The 15,142-nt window shown below is 57.9% G+C and carries 17 protein-coding genes; 9 read left to right on the forward strand and 8 right to left on the reverse strand.

The window, feature by feature from the left end:
• Positions 1-235 precede the first annotated feature (235 nt).
• From ACFC5L_RS09025 to ACFC5L_RS09040, 4 genes are all read right to left on the reverse strand, one after another.
• On the reverse strand, positions 236-2,533 hold the full coding sequence (locus ACFC5L_RS09025) for a S8 family serine peptidase (RefSeq protein WP_375203273.1): 2,298 nt from the start codon (positions 2,531-2,533) through the stop codon (positions 236-238).
• Between the two features lie 308 nt (positions 2,534-2,841).
• Positions 2,842-3,294 carry a hypothetical protein gene (locus ACFC5L_RS09030; protein WP_375203272.1) on the reverse strand — a complete coding sequence of 151 codons (453 nt, stop codon included), beginning with the start codon at positions 3,292-3,294 and terminating at the stop codon, positions 2,842-2,844.
• A gap of 235 nt (positions 3,295-3,529) precedes the next feature.
• Positions 3,530-4,519, reverse strand: coding sequence for a cobaltochelatase subunit CobS (gene cobS / locus ACFC5L_RS09035; RefSeq protein ID WP_375203271.1), 990 nt, complete (start codon positions 4,517-4,519; stop codon positions 3,530-3,532).
• A gap of 115 nt (positions 4,520-4,634) precedes the next feature.
• A complete protein-coding gene (locus ACFC5L_RS09040; RefSeq protein WP_375203270.1) occupies positions 4,635-5,282 on the reverse strand; it encodes a J domain-containing protein in 648 nt (215 codons plus the stop codon).
• Between the two features lie 72 nt (positions 5,283-5,354).
• On the opposite strand from ACFC5L_RS09040, the gene ACFC5L_RS09045 reads away from it, so the two are divergent.
• The 3 genes from ACFC5L_RS09045 to ACFC5L_RS09055 all read left to right on the forward strand — a co-directional run bounded on the left by ACFC5L_RS09045 (position 5,355) and on the right by ACFC5L_RS09055 (position 6,767).
• Positions 5,355-5,630 (forward strand): BolA family protein, encoded by a 276-nt coding sequence (locus ACFC5L_RS09045; protein WP_375203269.1) that lies wholly within the window; start codon positions 5,355-5,357, stop codon positions 5,628-5,630.
• A 23-nt stretch (positions 5,631-5,653) separates the two neighbouring features.
• Complete coding sequence (locus tag ACFC5L_RS09050) at positions 5,654-6,250, forward strand: rhomboid family intramembrane serine protease (RefSeq protein ID WP_375203268.1); 597 nt, start codon at positions 5,654-5,656, stop codon at positions 6,248-6,250.
• A 145-nt stretch (positions 6,251-6,395) separates the two neighbouring features.
• Positions 6,396-6,767, forward strand: coding sequence for a hypothetical protein (locus tag ACFC5L_RS09055; RefSeq protein ID WP_375203267.1), 372 nt, complete (start codon positions 6,396-6,398; stop codon positions 6,765-6,767).
• A gap of 3 nt (positions 6,768-6,770) precedes the next feature.
• On the opposite strand, the gene ACFC5L_RS09060 is transcribed toward ACFC5L_RS09055, so the two are convergent.
• The gene (locus ACFC5L_RS09060; protein WP_375203266.1) at positions 6,771-7,310 is read right to left on the reverse strand and encodes a J domain-containing protein; all 540 of its coding nucleotides are present in this window, start codon (positions 7,308-7,310) and stop codon (positions 6,771-6,773) included.
• A gap of 76 nt (positions 7,311-7,386) precedes the next feature.
• Positions 7,387-7,608, reverse strand: coding sequence for a DUF2842 domain-containing protein (locus ACFC5L_RS09065; protein WP_375203265.1), 222 nt, complete (start codon positions 7,606-7,608; stop codon positions 7,387-7,389).
• 70 nt (positions 7,609-7,678) lie between these two features.
• Here ACFC5L_RS09065 and ACFC5L_RS09070 point away from each other — a divergent pair, with 70 nt between their 5' ends.
• From ACFC5L_RS09070 to ACFC5L_RS09085, 4 genes are all read left to right on the forward strand, one after another.
• Positions 7,679-8,728 (forward strand): COX15/CtaA family protein, encoded by a 1,050-nt coding sequence (locus ACFC5L_RS09070; RefSeq protein WP_375203264.1) that lies wholly within the window; start codon positions 7,679-7,681, stop codon positions 8,726-8,728.
• Positions 8,729-8,850: 122 nt separating this feature from the next.
• A complete protein-coding gene (locus ACFC5L_RS09075) occupies positions 8,851-9,381 on the forward strand; it encodes a MarR family winged helix-turn-helix transcriptional regulator (protein ID WP_375203263.1) in 531 nt (176 codons plus the stop codon).
• Between the two features lie 2 nt (positions 9,382-9,383).
• A complete protein-coding gene (locus tag ACFC5L_RS09080) occupies positions 9,384-10,730 on the forward strand; it encodes a S41 family peptidase (protein ID WP_375203262.1) in 1,347 nt (448 codons plus the stop codon).
• 138 nt (positions 10,731-10,868) lie between these two features.
• On the forward strand, positions 10,869-12,107 hold the full coding sequence (locus ACFC5L_RS09085) for a serine hydrolase domain-containing protein (protein WP_375203261.1): 1,239 nt from the start codon (positions 10,869-10,871) through the stop codon (positions 12,105-12,107).
• A gap of 20 nt (positions 12,108-12,127) precedes the next feature.
• On the opposite strand, the gene ACFC5L_RS09090 is transcribed toward ACFC5L_RS09085, so the two are convergent.
• Positions 12,128-13,258 (reverse strand): hypothetical protein, encoded by a 1,131-nt coding sequence (locus ACFC5L_RS09090; RefSeq protein ID WP_375203260.1) that lies wholly within the window; start codon positions 13,256-13,258, stop codon positions 12,128-12,130.
• Positions 13,259-13,271: 13 nt separating this feature from the next.
• Positions 13,272-13,841 (reverse strand): hypothetical protein, encoded by a 570-nt coding sequence (locus tag ACFC5L_RS09095; protein WP_375203259.1) that lies wholly within the window; start codon positions 13,839-13,841, stop codon positions 13,272-13,274.
• Between the two features lie 311 nt (positions 13,842-14,152).
• Between ACFC5L_RS09095 and rplM the strand changes: the two genes are divergently transcribed.
• Together rplM and rpsI are read left to right on the forward strand one after the other, a co-directional pair.
• Positions 14,153-14,626 (forward strand): 50S ribosomal protein L13, encoded by a 474-nt coding sequence (gene rplM, locus ACFC5L_RS09100; protein WP_375203258.1) that lies wholly within the window; start codon positions 14,153-14,155, stop codon positions 14,624-14,626.
• A 2-nt stretch (positions 14,627-14,628) separates the two neighbouring features.
• Positions 14,629-15,120: a 30S ribosomal protein S9 gene (gene rpsI / locus ACFC5L_RS09105; protein WP_375203257.1), complete on the forward strand. Its 492-nt coding sequence runs from the start codon at positions 14,629-14,631 to the stop codon at positions 15,118-15,120.
• The last annotated feature ends 22 nt before the right edge of the window (positions 15,121-15,142 follow it).

The raw sequence follows: 15,142 nt of genomic DNA on the forward strand, positions 1-15,142 counted from the left end.
CGCCGCTCGCACCTATGACGACCTCTGGCGTGCAATCGGAGACGTCTGCGATTTCTTCAAACCCGAAGAATGCTGGAACTTCTTCAAGGCGCAAAACTATGTCGCAGATTAATTGCTCGACGCTCTAAAGCAATCGCAAGCCAAACAAAAAGCCCGCCGGAAAACCGGCGGGCTTTTCTCTTTTGTGCGTTGTCACGCTAATGCAGCGGTCTAACGGTTTAGATCGTCAATGGCGCTAGTGGCGACCATTGCCCCAGCCGCTGCCCCAGCCATGATGGCCGCCGCGAGCGCCGCGGCCGCGATCGAAACGCTTGAGCGCAGCTTTGGCGTCGACCATGCCGAAGCCGGAGTCGAAGTCGAAGCCCTGGGGCCCGACTTCGTCAAAGATCTGGATGGTTTCGCCCGTGCCGTTATCCGCGCGAACGCTCATGTCCTGCGCAGTGGAGCGCATGACCCAGTAGACGCCTTCAGGCTCGGTCCGGTCGCAGGGGCCGAGCAGCACGCCTTCTTCAACAAGGTCAAGGACTTCATCCGGCGACACGCGCAAATCACGGCCGCGGATACGTTCCGATTGCGGGTGGCGTTTGCGGAAGAGACCGCGTCCTCTCGGATTGATTTTGCGCGGTTTGCACATTCTGTAGCTCACCATGCCGTTATGCGCGACTCTCACAATTTGAGAGTCCTCTGAGTCGAGCATCAGCGCCGCAACAGCCGCCGCATGCGGCGCAGCCGCAGAGGTGCCGAAGAAGTTCGGGAATTCGCCCGGTTCGCCGGTCTGATAGACGCCGTCGCCGTCATCATCGTCACGGCTCGTATCATTCGAGAAGAACGATGTGTTCGTGCCATCTGGCGCTGTGACGCCCGGCTTCAGACGAATGTCCGGACGTCTCAGGCGGTTGCCCTCCGTATCGAAGAAGATCGGTGTGCCGCCAGCGGAAGAAAAGTCGTTGAGGCAGGCGGGTTCGCATTCCGGTTCGCCGGCCATGGCCCGCAATTGCAGCGTTGAGGGATCGCCGATGAACTCTTCGGTGAAGTAAAATGCTGCTGCGCCGACGCCTTCAGCGCCAGCGGCGTTGTTATGACCAAAACCGGAAGGCGCATTGATCGGATATTCCGAGGCGACAATACCGCCGCCGAAGATGACGAATTTTGCGTATCCAGGCGCATCGCCGGATTGCGTTTCGAAACCGATCTGCACTTGCTGTCCGCCGATGAAGTCAACGAGAGACACCAGTTCAATTGCATCTCCGCCATTTCCGCCATCGATCGGCACGCCGCCGCTGGTGAATGTGAACTGACACAGTCCATTCGGCTGGCTCTGGCCGCCCGGCTCAAAGCAGTCAAAGACGCGATTGCCCTGCATGTCGAACATGATGACATCAACGTCGTTCTGGGCTCCGTCGCCGCCGGAGACAGAGAAGTTCGGGCTATCCCACTGGAAGGTAAGATTCGTTTGAAGCGCGCCATTAAGCTGCACGGTCATTAACGGATCTTCGCCAGCGCCGGGATCGAAGTCGTGAAAGGTTGAGTTGTCAAATGCAACCGGCCGGTATTCAGCCTCAAAGGCGTCGCGCGCGCGGTTGCCGTTCGATGAATAATATGGAACGCCGAGACGGGCGACTTCATCCGCCGCCTGGGCGATGATGCCGTCCTGGAACATTGGCTCCGTGAAGTAGATCACGTCATCGACGATCACGTCGGCGCCGGCGAGGGCGAGTTCGACGATGCCGCCCGCGAAATCCGCTTCGCCGCCAAAGGCGGTGTGGAACAGGATTTTTGCTTCCGGCGCGATATCGTGAATGAGTTGCGCCATGCCGCGGCCTTCGTCGATGCAGTCACTTTGATTGTAATCTGCAAGAATGCCTACACCTACCGGTATGTCGCCATTCGCTTCGTCTTCTGCGGGCGTTGTATAAACGCCGGCGGCGTTGAGCGGGCCCGGATCGCAGGCGAAGCTGTCTGAAAGCACGCCGATAGTCAGGCCGGAGCCGTCATATCCGAGTTGCTCGCGCACAAAGTCAGTGCGCATGGACCGGTCGCCTTGCGAGGTGACAAGACCGACATTGGTTGTCGCCATGGCTGGCCGCGCGAAGGCGAGATAATTGCTGGACGCCAGATCGCCGAGACGGTCCACGGGAAACTGTGCGGAAACAGTCTTGCCCATGCTTGAGACTTTGCGCGCGCCCATGGCTTCCATCGTGGCGGAGAGGTCGTCGGCCGATCCGGCTGCGATCGCGTCGAGAACGACGAAGCCGTCAGCGGTGACGGTTGCGACCTGAAGTTCCTTTGCGCCGTCAGTGCGTCCAAGCGAGACGCCTTCGCCCGACCAGTCGGGACGTTCTTTTACGGCTGGCGCCGCGCTGCGGGCGCTGCGCAGCGCGACCGCTGACTGGTTCTTGTTGTAGACGTAATTTAAGGCGCCGCCTATTTTCTTCATGCTGGAATTTGTTTCGCCGCCTTGGGCGGCCGCCAGCGATGGAGCAGCGCTTAAGACTGCAGCCATGCCGACGCCGAGAAATATTTTTCTAAGCATAGTCATTCCTTTCCGGTGTGACAGTAATCGCTCTTGCATCTCTTGAAGATGGAAGAGGTGTGAGAGCAGTTGCTTATGCGGAAGGCGCCCGAATATACGAACGATCTCCCCCAGAGCTTGTGAATATCATGAGCGCGAAATGTCGCGCAAGCGATCATTCCATCACATTATGAAATTATACGATTGCTGCATTTGCGCAGATTTATTGCGCTAAAATTGCTTCAATTTTTAGAAGCAACGCCTCTTTTAAAAATCGTCACTATACGAATTATTTCGATATTGCAGCGCCCGCGATATAACATAACTCGTTACTTTTTGGGCGCCTGGCAGAATCCCGCGTAAACAGCGACGCCGTCTTCCGGCGCCGGTCCGTAAGCAAGAAAGGAAAGATCTTTTTCAAATATGATCGTAACGCCGTCCTGATGAAAAACATGCAAATCGCTGGAGCGCAGTGCGTTGACCGGCGCGGCGAAAAGATCGGCGCTTATGCTTGCGTTAAAAGTTCGTGCGGGTTCTGGCTCGTACCGGTTGGTTTCACCGCTGAGGTCGCGATCGAGACCGCGCAAGGGGCCTTTCTGCAGTTCTTGCGGCGTGACCGGCGATTCATAGGCCGAAAAAACAAAAGTCTCGGGACTGCCCTTCAGATCATAGTATTGAGCCGAAGCGGAAATCCCCGCGACTTTATCAATTTTGCACTCATAGTCGCCAAAATCTGAAATGGGCGGCTGCGGGACTTGAGCGGACGCGCAAGGGGAAGTCATGGCCGCCAAGACCGGGCCGAATAAGAAAGACCAGCGGCGAAAGCGTTGCACGGCGGCAAGCCTCCATATGTTTTCGTATTCTGGGCGACGCTATAATCGGACCAGTTCAGCGACCGGGCAGTAACCGGGCAGCGACCGGGAAGGCCGGCGCCTGTATGCTATACAGACTTTACCGCCGAGGCGGCATTAACATAAAGCGAGTTTTGCATGCTGCGCTGCAGAGGGGCGCAGATGTCTAGGCGACACTCACCTGCGGCGCGGCTTCGGGCAGGTCTTCGCCAAAGGCGCGCTGGTAGAATTCAGCGACGGTCGGCCGCTCCAGCTCATCGCACTTGTTGAGGAAGGTCACGCGGAAGGCGTAGCCGATATTCTGGAAGATCTCGGCGTTCTGCGCCCAGGTGATGACCGTGCGCGGGCTCATGACGGTTGAGATGTCGCCGGCGATGAAAGCATTCCGAGTCATATCGGCGACGCGCACCATCGCGTCGATCGCCTGGCGGCCTTCTTTCGAATCGTAAAGCGGCACTTTTGAAATGACGATTTCCATCTCTTCGTCATGTTCAAGATAGTTGAGCGTCGTGACGATCGACCAGCGGTCCATCTGGCCCTGGTTGATCTGCTGCGTGCCGTGATAAAGGCCCGTCGTATCGCCGAGACCAATGGTGTTGGTCGTCGAGAAAAGGCGGAAATAAGGGTTCGGCGTCAGCACCTTGTTCTGGTCGAGCAGGGTGAGACGGCCTTCGGCTTCAAGGACGCGCTGGATGACGAACATCACATCCGGCCGGCCGGCGTCATATTCGTCGAACACGAGCGCGACGGGACGCTGAAACGCCCAAGGCAGGATGCCTTCCTTGAACGCCGTCACCTGAACGCCGTTTTCGACAACGATGGCGTCTTTGCCGATGAGATCGATGCGGCTCACATGGCTGTCGAGATTGATGCGGATGCAGGGCCAGTTAAGGCGCGCCGCCACCTGTTCGATGTGGGTCGACTTGCCCGTGCCGTGATAGCCCTGAACCATGACCCGCCGGTTTTTCGCAAAGCCCGCGAGAATCGCCATGGTGGTTTCCGGGTCGAACCGGTAGGCCGGATCGAGCGGCGGCACATAGGAGTTGGGCTTCGAAAACGCGGGGATCTCGATATCCATCGCCACGCCGAAAGTCTCCTTGGCGGAAACGGTCTTGTCGGGCGCATCTAAAAATTCGTCGTCGGTAATCACGGCCATGGAACGGACAATCTCTTGAAACTGATTTCGCAGCCGCAAACTCGCCTGAAAGGGCCCCCAAGACAAGGCCTTGTGGCGCCTTAAAAGGGTGTGGCGTGAGGCCGCGAAAAAAGCCCTAAAGGAACTGGGCTTTTTTCAGAATCTGATGGGCCTTGACCACTTCGGCGAGCTGCTGCTCGGCGCTGCGGTCGCCGCCATTGGAATCGGGGTGGAACCGGCGCACGAGCTCAGCGTAGCGCCGGCGGATGTCCCCCGCGGGCGCGTCGAAGGGCAGGGCCATGGTCTCGAACGCGTTGACCTGAAGTTTGGTCAGGCGCTTGCCGCCGCGATGCTGGCCGCGGGTATCGATCTGGACTTTCGCCTCCGAGCCGAAGACGCCGAACGAATCAGCCATATCGGCGGGGCCGCGGGCGTTGGCGGCGGCCCGGGCCCGGTCGTTTTTCCCCATGGACCATGTGGGGCGATCCCCATACTGGCTCGATTCACGCACTTTCTTGGCCTCGTCATCGGAGAGGCCGTCAAAATAATTCCAGCTGCGGTTGTGCTCCCGGGCGTGCTCCATACACAGCCAGACGCGTTCGCGGGGCTCACGCGGCGATTTCGGCAGGCTGCAGGCGGCCTTTGACTCACATCCCGGCGCCACGCAGTCATGCTTGGACGGATCTTCGCCCGATTGCGCCGCGGAGGCTGTCTTCTTCTGTCGTCCCGGGGGCTTCACTCTGATGTCGAAGCCGAGGCGGGGTTTGTAATTTTCACGTGCCATCGCAGCAATATGGGGGCGGTCGCCACTTGACACAATCTTGACGTCTGTGGCTGTTATGCCATCTCTGGGGACATGCGTGTTTCTGATTCAATCCAGCAAAAACTAACCGAAGCGCTCAAGCCCGAACGGCTTGAGGTGACGGACGAGTCTCACCTTCATGCGGGCCATGCCGGCGCCCGGGAAGGGGGGCAGTCCCATTTCCGGCTGCTCATTGTGGCGTCCGCTTTCGAGGGGCTTACCCGCGTCGCCCGTCAGCGTATGGTGAACGATGTCTTGCGCGAGGAGCTGCAAGGGCAAATTCATGCGCTCGCCATGAAAACGCTGACGCCGGAAGAGGCGGCGGCGTAAGGCCGAATGGAAAAGCAATAAATATGGAACTCCCTGGCGCGCCTGCAACCTACGCCATCATCATCGCGAATCTCGTGGCAAGCGTTTACGGCCTTTCTTTCGACCGGGGCTTTGTGCGCTCATTCGCCTTCAATGTGGGCGCGCTTGTCAACGCAAAGCAGCACTACCGGATTTTTACGTCATCGTTCCTGCACGGAGATTATTTCCATCTCCTGTTTAATATGATGACGCTGTTCTTTTTCGGGCCGCCGGTAGAGCGCCTTCTCGGTACGGACGGTTTTCTTGTGATTTTCTTCGGCGCTGTGCTCGCGAGCGGCATCGTCTCTTTTTATGTGAACCGCAACAATCTCGCCTACACCTCTCTTGGCGCGTCAGACGGCGTTTCCGGCGTTGTGCTGTCGTTCTGTCTCTTCGCGCCTTTATACCCGATTTATTTCATGTTCGTGCCGATCCCCATTCCGGCGATCGTCTATGGCGTGGTCTACATCCTCATTTCCGCCAATATGATCGGCCGCTTCGGCGGGCGCGTCGCTCATGAGGCGCATCTTGCCGGGGCGATCGCCGGCGTGATTTTGACCATCGCCATGCGGCCCGGCGTCGTCGCCCAGATCTTTTCCTGAGCGCCGGTTACAGGCCAGCCTTCTCTTTGCCCCTTAGAACAATGGGTTATGCCTCAAGGTGGGATGGCCTTCTGAAGGCTTCGGCGGCGAACTTTCCCGCGCTTCAAGGCGTGTTATAGTCGGCTTCACAGTCGTGGGGGCGTAGATGAGTCGCTTTGAACTTCCCGAAGGCGTTCCGGCCGATAATGAAGGCCTGAAGGCGGAGACGCGGTTTTCCGCGCCCGATATGGCCACGCCGAAATTCGACGGGACCGGCGCCGACTATTCCCGTGTTGTCGTTGTCGTCGATGAGGATGAGGACGAGGAAAATGAAACCGAAATCGTCGTCAAAAAAGAAGACGACGACGAGGACGAAGCCATCACTTTTCCCATGCCGCCTATGCCCTGGCTTGCCGCAGGCGGCGCGGCGCTGGCGCTCGTGGTGCTCGCCTTCATTGTGTCTAATAATCAGGTGGAGCCGCAGCCCTATTGTTCCCAGCAACCTGAGTGGAACCAGTATAACTGTATTCCGGACTAGAGTTTAGGCGGTGCGGTCGGTTTGCGCGGCGCCGCGTTCGCGCATGATCTTCTGATAGGCGTAATTGACTTTCTGCGTCGCGAGAACGGCGGCTTTCGAAATTTCTTCGTCAAGACCAAGCGATGCGAAAGTGTCAGGATGGACAGCCTTCATGCGCGCCTTGTAAGCGGCGCGAATTTCTTCGTTGCTGGCCGTTGGGGCGATGCGCAGCATGGCGTAGGGGTCGAAGCTTTTCTGCGGCGCGTCTGATTTCTGGCTTGTCGAAAAATCCTCGCCGTAGATTTTCGATTTGCCGCTTTCTTCGCTGCTCGCCTTGCCTTCCACAATCGTTGCGATCTGGCTCTTGGCGATGATCATGGTTTCACCGTCGCCAAGGCGGACAGGGATAAAGGCGCGGTCGTCATTAAGCAGATCGGAAGCGCGCTCGCCGAGGCTCAAGAACATGGTGGCGGGGACAGGCTTGTCGACGCCTGCGAGCGTCAGCAAGACGGTGGCTTCATTGCGATGCCGGTAGGTCTTCTGCTTTGTGTCGAAAACGCTCATTTCCGTGTTCCGTTTCGCCTCGCGGCGTTTCGAAACAGGACTTGCAACGGCCTTGCCAGTTTAACCTTTAGGAAAATTAACCGTCCAAGCCTTTGGGCTCGTTCGGGTCGCGCTCCATCCAGACCATGAGGTAGCGGGCCGGAAAGGCCCAGGCGATCCCGGCGACAAGGAAATAGGCGGCCTTCAAAAGCTGTATATTCGGCACAAGTTCGCCGAGCGCCGCCGCCGCGAAAAAGTAGAGGATCAGCGCGGGCAGGAAGAGGAGAAAGCCGATCAGTTTCTTGATGCGAGGGCTCATGGACGCTTCCGGCCGGGGCCGCGACGCGGGGTCGCGGGCGGGATTGACGTAAATGTCCTAAAGGACCGTCATGGCCTCTAGCATTTCCAGCACGCCTTCGCAAAACGGCTCAGCGCAATCCGTCAGGGCGGGCCGGCGCATCGCGCTCTGGCTGTTTTTCATGTGCGGGCTCATCGCCGCCATGGTGATCGTCGGCGGCGCCACGCGGCTGACGGATTCAGGCCTTTCCATTGTCGAGTGGCGGCCTGTCACGGGCGCGATCCCGCCCTTGAGCGAGGCGGACTGGCTGTCGGAGTTCGAGAAATACAAAACCATTCCTGAATATGAGGAAGTGAATTTCGGCATGAGCCTCGCCGAGTTCAAACAGATTTACTGGTGGGAGTGGGTTCACCGGTTGCTGGGCCGCGTCATTGGAGTCGCCTTCCTCCTGCCGCTGATTTTTTTCGCCGCAACAAGACAATTGACCCGCAATCTTTCATTCAAGCTTGCCGGATTGTTTGTGCTCGGCGGGATGCAGGGCGCTCTCGGCTGGTGGATGGTGTCGTCGGGCCTCGCTGACCGTGTCGATGTCAGTCAGTACCGGTTGGCGGCGCATCTGTCTTTGGCGGTGCTTTTATTTGCGGCGATGTTCTGGCTGGCGCTCGATCTCTGGCCTCAGAGAAAAATCGCGGCGCCGGAAAAGTTTCGCCTCGGCGCCCTTGCGCTGGCCGGCGGCGTTTTTGCGCAGATGGTGCTCGGCGCTTTTGTGGCGGGGCTCAGGGCGGGGCGCACATTCAACACTTGGCCGTTGATGGACGGCAAGTTTTTCCCGGACGGTTATTTCCGTGAAAACGCCACGTTCCATGATCTGTTTGAGACCATGGCGGCTGTGCAGTTCAACCACCGGATTGGCGCCTATCTCCTCGCTGGCGGCGCCCTCTGGTTTTATCTCGCCGCGCGCAAGGCGGGCTATGAAACACGGGCGCGGCTGGTGCTCGCGGCGGTGGGCCTTCAGATCGTGCTCGGTGTGTGGACCGTGCTCGCCGCGACGCCCATTTCCCTCGGTCTTCTCCATCAGGCGGGCGCCCTGATCGTCTTTGCGTCGGCGCTTTACGCCGCGCATGGATTGTCAAAAAACTGACCTTTGTCAGATCTTGGGCGGCTGGACCATAGAATACGAAGGATATTTATAGAGGCTTTGACTTGACGGTGTTGCTTATTTATACAATTAATTGCGCAATTAATTGTATATAAGAGCATTCCATGAAATCTCGGTCCTTTCTTGACGCTCATGCACTCCGCCACGCATTTGTGGGCAATGCGCTTGGACGCCTAGTTGATGTGATTTCCGAGCAGGGCGATACGCTGCTCGAGGCTGCGGGTCTAAGCTTTCCTTCGCGGGCCTCTTCAACAATGTTGTTGATCGAGGAGCGGGGCGATCTTTCTATCGCCGATATAACGCGTGAATTGCGCCAGCCTCATCAGCTTGTTGCGCAGCGCATTGACCTGTTGGCTGAGAAAGGGCTGGTGGTACGCATGGCCGATCCGAGTGATGGCCGACGCAAGATCTTGAGATTGTCATCAAAAGGCAAAAAGGAAGCGGTGATTTTGAAAGAGCGCCTTCAAGGCGCTGCGATCGCTTTTGATGAAATTTTTGATGAAATAGGCGTCAACCTTTCTGAGGCGGCAGAAGCTGCGTCGGTTGCATTAAAACATGTGAGCCTTGGCGAGCGAATAAATGCGCTGAATCAAAAGCCGAGACAGAAGAAAAATCAGAGAGCAACAACGAGATAAAAATGTTCGACAAGGCGTTCAAACTCAGCCGTCTCGCTTTTCTTGTTTGCCTGACAGGGTGTGTAAGTTATGCGCCGGTTGCAAATAATGAACAGTCATATAGTAAAGCCGCCGTCACGGAGGATTTCGATGCGTTTTTAAACTTTGTGAAAAGAACGCATCCGGATTTGTCTTATTCGGCTGACTTGTCGGAGCTTGACGAGATGGCCGACAATGTCCGGCGTTCTTTTCATGATGGCATGACGATGCGTGAAGCCTGGATGGAAATGGCGCGCGTGAATCCGTCTTTTCATGACGCGCATGTCGGCTTGCGTCGCCCCGTCGCTGCTTTGGAAGCTTATGAAAAACAAGGCGGCGCACTTTTCCCTGCGCAGATTGTCTTTGATGGAAATGGCGTGATGCATCTTGGCCCCGGCGTCGAAGGCGTCGCCGGCGCTGAAATTCTGTCAATCAATGGCGTCAGCTCGGACGCCATAGTAAGAACGCTTCTGCCTCGTATGCGTGGAGAGACCGAGGCCCTGCGACAGCTCGTGTTGGCGCGATATTTTTCACAATATTTCTGGATCGCCTATGGCGGATTCGAAAACTACGCTGTGCGCATCAGTAAAAATGGGCGAGCGCGCACATTGATATTGAACGCAGATGCAAACAGCGAGGCGCAAGAAGACGAAACGCTGTTCACCTATGAGAAAATTGATTTGGCGACAGGCTATCTCAACGTCACCACTTTCGAGATTGAGCATAAGGAGCGGTTTGAATATTTTCTGGAGACTGCTTTTGCGCAAATCCAGCAGGATGGTGTTACACGTCTAATTATCGACCTTCGCGAAAATGGCGGCGGCGCCCGCGATCTCAGTGATCTTTTGATGGCCTACTTAACAGATAAGCCGTATTCTGCGATTTCCGGGGTTAAGGCGCGTGTTACGCCTGAGAATGTCGAGCGAATTCCAGGTGCTAAAATCGGCGATGTGATTTCCCTGCCTTTTAAGCAACCGGTGTCACCACCAGAGGCATATCCATTGCGATTTGATGGAGACGTCTACGCGTTGATCGGTGGGATCACTTATTCACAGGCGATCGTGTTTGCTGCGACACTGCAGGATTTTGGCATTGCCCCCCTTGCCGGCGAGAAAACACAAGGGCCTGCCAATCAGACCGGCCAGGTGCAAAAGCATACTCTGACGAATACCACGCTCGAAGCGTTGGCCCCGATTTACATCTTTACAAGAGCAAGCGGCGATACATCCCGTCAAGGCGTCGTTCCCGAGATCGACATCGCCAACGATCCATTCGATCCCATGGGAAGCGTGCAGTTGTTGCTCGACAGCATTGCCAAATCCACGGACTAGGCTCTTCCAAAGTCAAACGAAGTTGGTCCGGCATTAACGTTTGTGAAGAGGCGTAAAGCCTTTCACGGTTGTGTTAAGGAGCAGGCCGTTTAATAGAAGCATACATTCACAGATTGAGGCCTTTGACGGCGGCATACCATGAAGATATCGCGCAAATTGACGTTGGCTACGTTGCTGACGGCGTTTTTTTTAACGGTCACATATTTTGCTGCGCCGGTTTATCACTTCTTTGCCGAGGATCATCCGGGCATGACCGGACCTTTCGGCTGGATGACGGTTCCCGATGAGGCGCCTTATACGGAAGGTGTTGTCGATCCGCGTTACAGCGCCGCTGCGAAGAAGGCGCAAGCCATCATGGCTGAGCATCGCGCTTCCATTCATGCGCCGGCGCTTTCCGCCGCGATCGCGATTGACGGCGAACTGGTCTGGTCTGCGGCCAGCGGATGGTCCAATCTCGGCGCTGAGACATCGGCGACGCCGCATACGCTCTTTCGCATCGGCTCCACCTCCAAGGCGGTGACGGGGACTCTTTTTGCGCGGCTGGTGGACGCCGGACTTGTCGATGTCGATGCGCCGATTTCCAACTATGTGACCAGCCTGCCCAATGACGCATGGGAAAACATCACGCCGCGCCAGCTTGCGTCGCACACTGCCGGCATTCCGAGTTATGAAGGCAATCGCGATTATGCCGGAATATATCGCGCGCTTGCGCTGCGTGAACATCATGATGATGTCGCCGAGGGGCTTTCCTATTTTGACGGCTCGCCGCTGATGTTCGAACCCGGTGATGATTTTGAGTATTCATCCTTCGATACGGTGCTTCTCTCTGTCGTCCTGCAGGAAGCGGGCGGGGCGCCTTTTCAGCAATTGATGAAGACTTGGGTGACAGACCCGCTTGGCATTGAAACGCCGGCGCCCGATGCGCCGGGCGAGCGGCATGCGCAGTCTTATTTGCGCAATGGCGACAAGGTCCGTCCCTGGTGGAAGGTCGACCTAAGCCACAAGCTTGCGGGCGGCGGGTTTATGGCGACTCCATCCGACCTCGCGCTGATGGGGTCCGCCTGGCTTGATGACGGGTTCATATCCGCTGAGACGCGCGACATGTTCTGGACGCCGCAACGCATCTCCGACGGCAGCGTCAACGAACAGGGTTATGCCATGAACTGGCGCTTTGCCGATGAAATGTGGTGGACGGACGATATGCCCTACGCCAATGCAAATCATGGCGGCGTGTCCAAGGGTTCACAGGCATGGCTGATTGTCATCCCGGAAAAACGCATGACGATTGCGTTCGCCATCAATACGCGGACCGACCCGTTCAGTGACTTTGGCCGGGTGCATGCGCCGTTGGCCGCGGCGTTTCTTGACGGCGAATAAGAAATCCGCCTTAAGGCGATCTATTCCTGATCGATATTGATCGGAATGATGAGACCCTCATCCGCTGTTTCCGGCGCTTCGCCGCGCGGCGACACGGGATCGCCGACAGGGATAGAGAGCGCATTTTTCATACTGCTTGCCGGGGCGATACGGATGACCGGTCCATCATCGCCATTGGCGACCCCAAAGGCGATGGCGCCGTTACGGTAAAGCCCGCCAAGATTGCCGCCGGTGACGCCGAAGGCTTCGCCGCTTTCGACGCCGGGCAGGCTGTCCGTCGCGGACAGCTCCACAGCGCCATGGGCCTTGCCGTCGACGCGGTCGAAAACATGGATGGCGCCGTTCGATAAATCGACTAGCAGGATTTCACCGGTGAGGACGGAAGGGTCGTCTGCATTTGCGGCCGTGATGACGGCGAGATCTTCCGGCAGGCTGACAGACGCCTGTGCAATGGGCGCGGCGAAGGCGTTTTCGCCGGAAAGGCGGTAAATATTGCCATTATCCGCCGCCACGATCAGGCTTCCGTCGATATCGACGGCGCAGCTGACGAGATTGTCGGGTGTTTCAAGCGTGGGCCCGTTTTCTATGGCGACGCCGCCCTCTGACGGCGAAAGGTTGAAAACCTGCACCTTGCTTTTCTGAATGGCAAAGAGCGATGGCGCAGGCGCGGTCATCGCGCGTCCCATGCAAAAGCTGCGCACGGCGCCGCGGATCGCCGGGCCGCCGTCAAGCGGCAGAAACGCCCGGCTGTTATTGTCGACGCCGTAGAACCGGAAGGTGTTCTCCGCCGCGTCGAGGAATGCGATAAAGCCGGCCGCCTGCGGCCCGAAACCGAAATACCCTGTCTCGACGCCATCTGCATCGAAACCGTCAATGCGCGAGACTTCATTGCCGTCTTCCATACTGTAAGAGACGACGCCTGCCGACGTTGCGACGATCATGGTGCTGTTGAAGGAAAGGGTGGGGTGACGCCAGAAGGCGATGCCCGTCGCCGCCGCCGGAAGGCCGGGCAGTTCGTCGCTCACCGGCGCCGGGTCGACTTCGGTGATCTGGGGCGCCGCCGGGGCGGCGTTTTCCGTTTTCCGGTCGCAAGCGGCGATGAAGGTCAGCAGGATGAGGCAGGCTGTTAGGAAAGCGGGGGGCAGTCGCATTCAATGCTCCGTGTCAGGATTTTTCGTCAGTTACAGTCTTGTCGCGTTTCCAGGTGTAGGTGCGCCGTTTACTCCATTCGCCGTCAACCACATCGAAGCTGGTGGTGACATGGATGTCAGCGTCGGGATTTGTGGCCTTATGCCCCTGTTCGGCGGCGGCGCCATCGGGCGTGTAAAAGGTCTGGAGCAGCTTGTTCGCATCTTCTTCCGGCCAAAGAGATCCGATCCCGAAAGCGCCGCCAATGCCGAACTGTTCGAGTACGGCTTCACCCTTGCCCGGATGCCAATATTGGCGGAAGCGCCAGAAATCCTGCGTGGGCTTGCCGTCGACGATCCCGTAGAGGCGGCCGGTGATCGAATTGGCGTAACCGGCCTTCCACTCCATCACATAGGCCTCCATGGGCTCATTCTCGCCCTGGTAATCGGCGTTGGACGTGATCCAGCGCCCGCCGTCACGGGAAAGGAAGTCATTGTCGTCAAGGAACCATTGCGGGGCCGGGACGCTTTGAGCGGCCTCGGGGTCGCGCGCCGAGGCGGGCGCGAAGGCGGCGAAAATCAGAAATAACAGCGAGAACAGGCGCATAAGGATGCTCCTCCGATAGAGATACGGTTATGCGCCCCCGTCCGGATTGGACGTGGCGGCAGCTTCCTGCGACGCGGTTTCCCGGTCAAGTTCAGGCGGCTTAACAGTTTGGACAGGCGCGGCCCATTTGTGAGGTATTAAAATACCACACAAATAATCGCCTGTTTTCCATATATTTCTTGGAAGGGTGTTGACCAAAATGAAAGAGGACGGTACCTGCCGCGCTTCCAATGGCGGGAGCGCCTTTCGCGCCTTCCGCCCGACAAGTTTTAACACAGGCAGTCATGCCAAGCCCGCAGGGAATAAGACCCATGAAAACCTACGCCATGAAACCGGCGGAAGCGGAAGCGCAGAAGAACTGGATCGTGATCGACGCCGAGGGCCTCGTTGTCGGCCGCCTCGCATCCATCATCGCCATGCGCCTTCGCGGCAAGCACAAACCCGCTTATACGCCGCATGTGGATTGCGGCGACAATGTCATCGTCGTCAACGCCGAGAAGGTCGTCTTCACCGGCAACAAGCTGAGCGACAAGAAATTCTACTGGCACACCGGTTATCCGGGCGGCATCAAGGAGCGCACCATGAGCAAGCTTCTCGGCGGCGCGCATCCCGAGCGCGTGCTGATGAAAGCCGTCGAGCGCATGATGCCGAAAGACTCGCCGCTCGCCCGCAAACAGATGACCAATCTTCGCATTTACGCCGGCGCGGAGCACCCGCATGAGGCTCAAAGCCCAGTCAAACTCGACGTCGCCGCGATGAACTCCAAGAACCAGAGAGACGCTTAATCATGAGCACGACTTCCCTTGAAGACCTGAAAGACGTCGCCGCGGAAGCGGGCGTCATCGCCGAAGCGCCGGAAGAAGCGACGCTGCCTGAGCCGAAAATCGACGATCTTGGCCGCGCTTACGCCACCGGCAAACGCAAAACCGCGGTTGCGCGCGTCTGGATCAAGCCGGGCTCCGGCAAGATCACGGTCAACGGCAAGGACCAGGCTGACTATTTCGGCCGCGCGGTTCTGCGCATGATCATCAAGCAGCCGCTGGTCGCCGCCGAGCGCAATGACCAGTTTGACGTCGTGTGCACCGTGTCGGGTTCGGGCCCGTCGGGTCAGGCCGGCGCCGTTCGTCACGGCATCGCCCGGGCGCTGACCTTTTACGAGCCGGGCCTTCGCTCGGTCCTCAAAAAGGGCGGCTTCCTGACCCGCGACTCGCGCACCGTCGAGCGTAAGAAATACGGCCGCAAGAAAGCCCGTCGGTCGTTCCAATTTTCCAAACGCTAGGAATTACGGGGCTTTTGGCCCT

The sequence above is a fragment of the Hyphococcus sp. genome, assembly GCF_041986965.1.
In the GTDB taxonomy this organism is placed as follows: domain Bacteria; phylum Pseudomonadota; class Alphaproteobacteria; order Caulobacterales; family Parvularculaceae; genus Hyphococcus.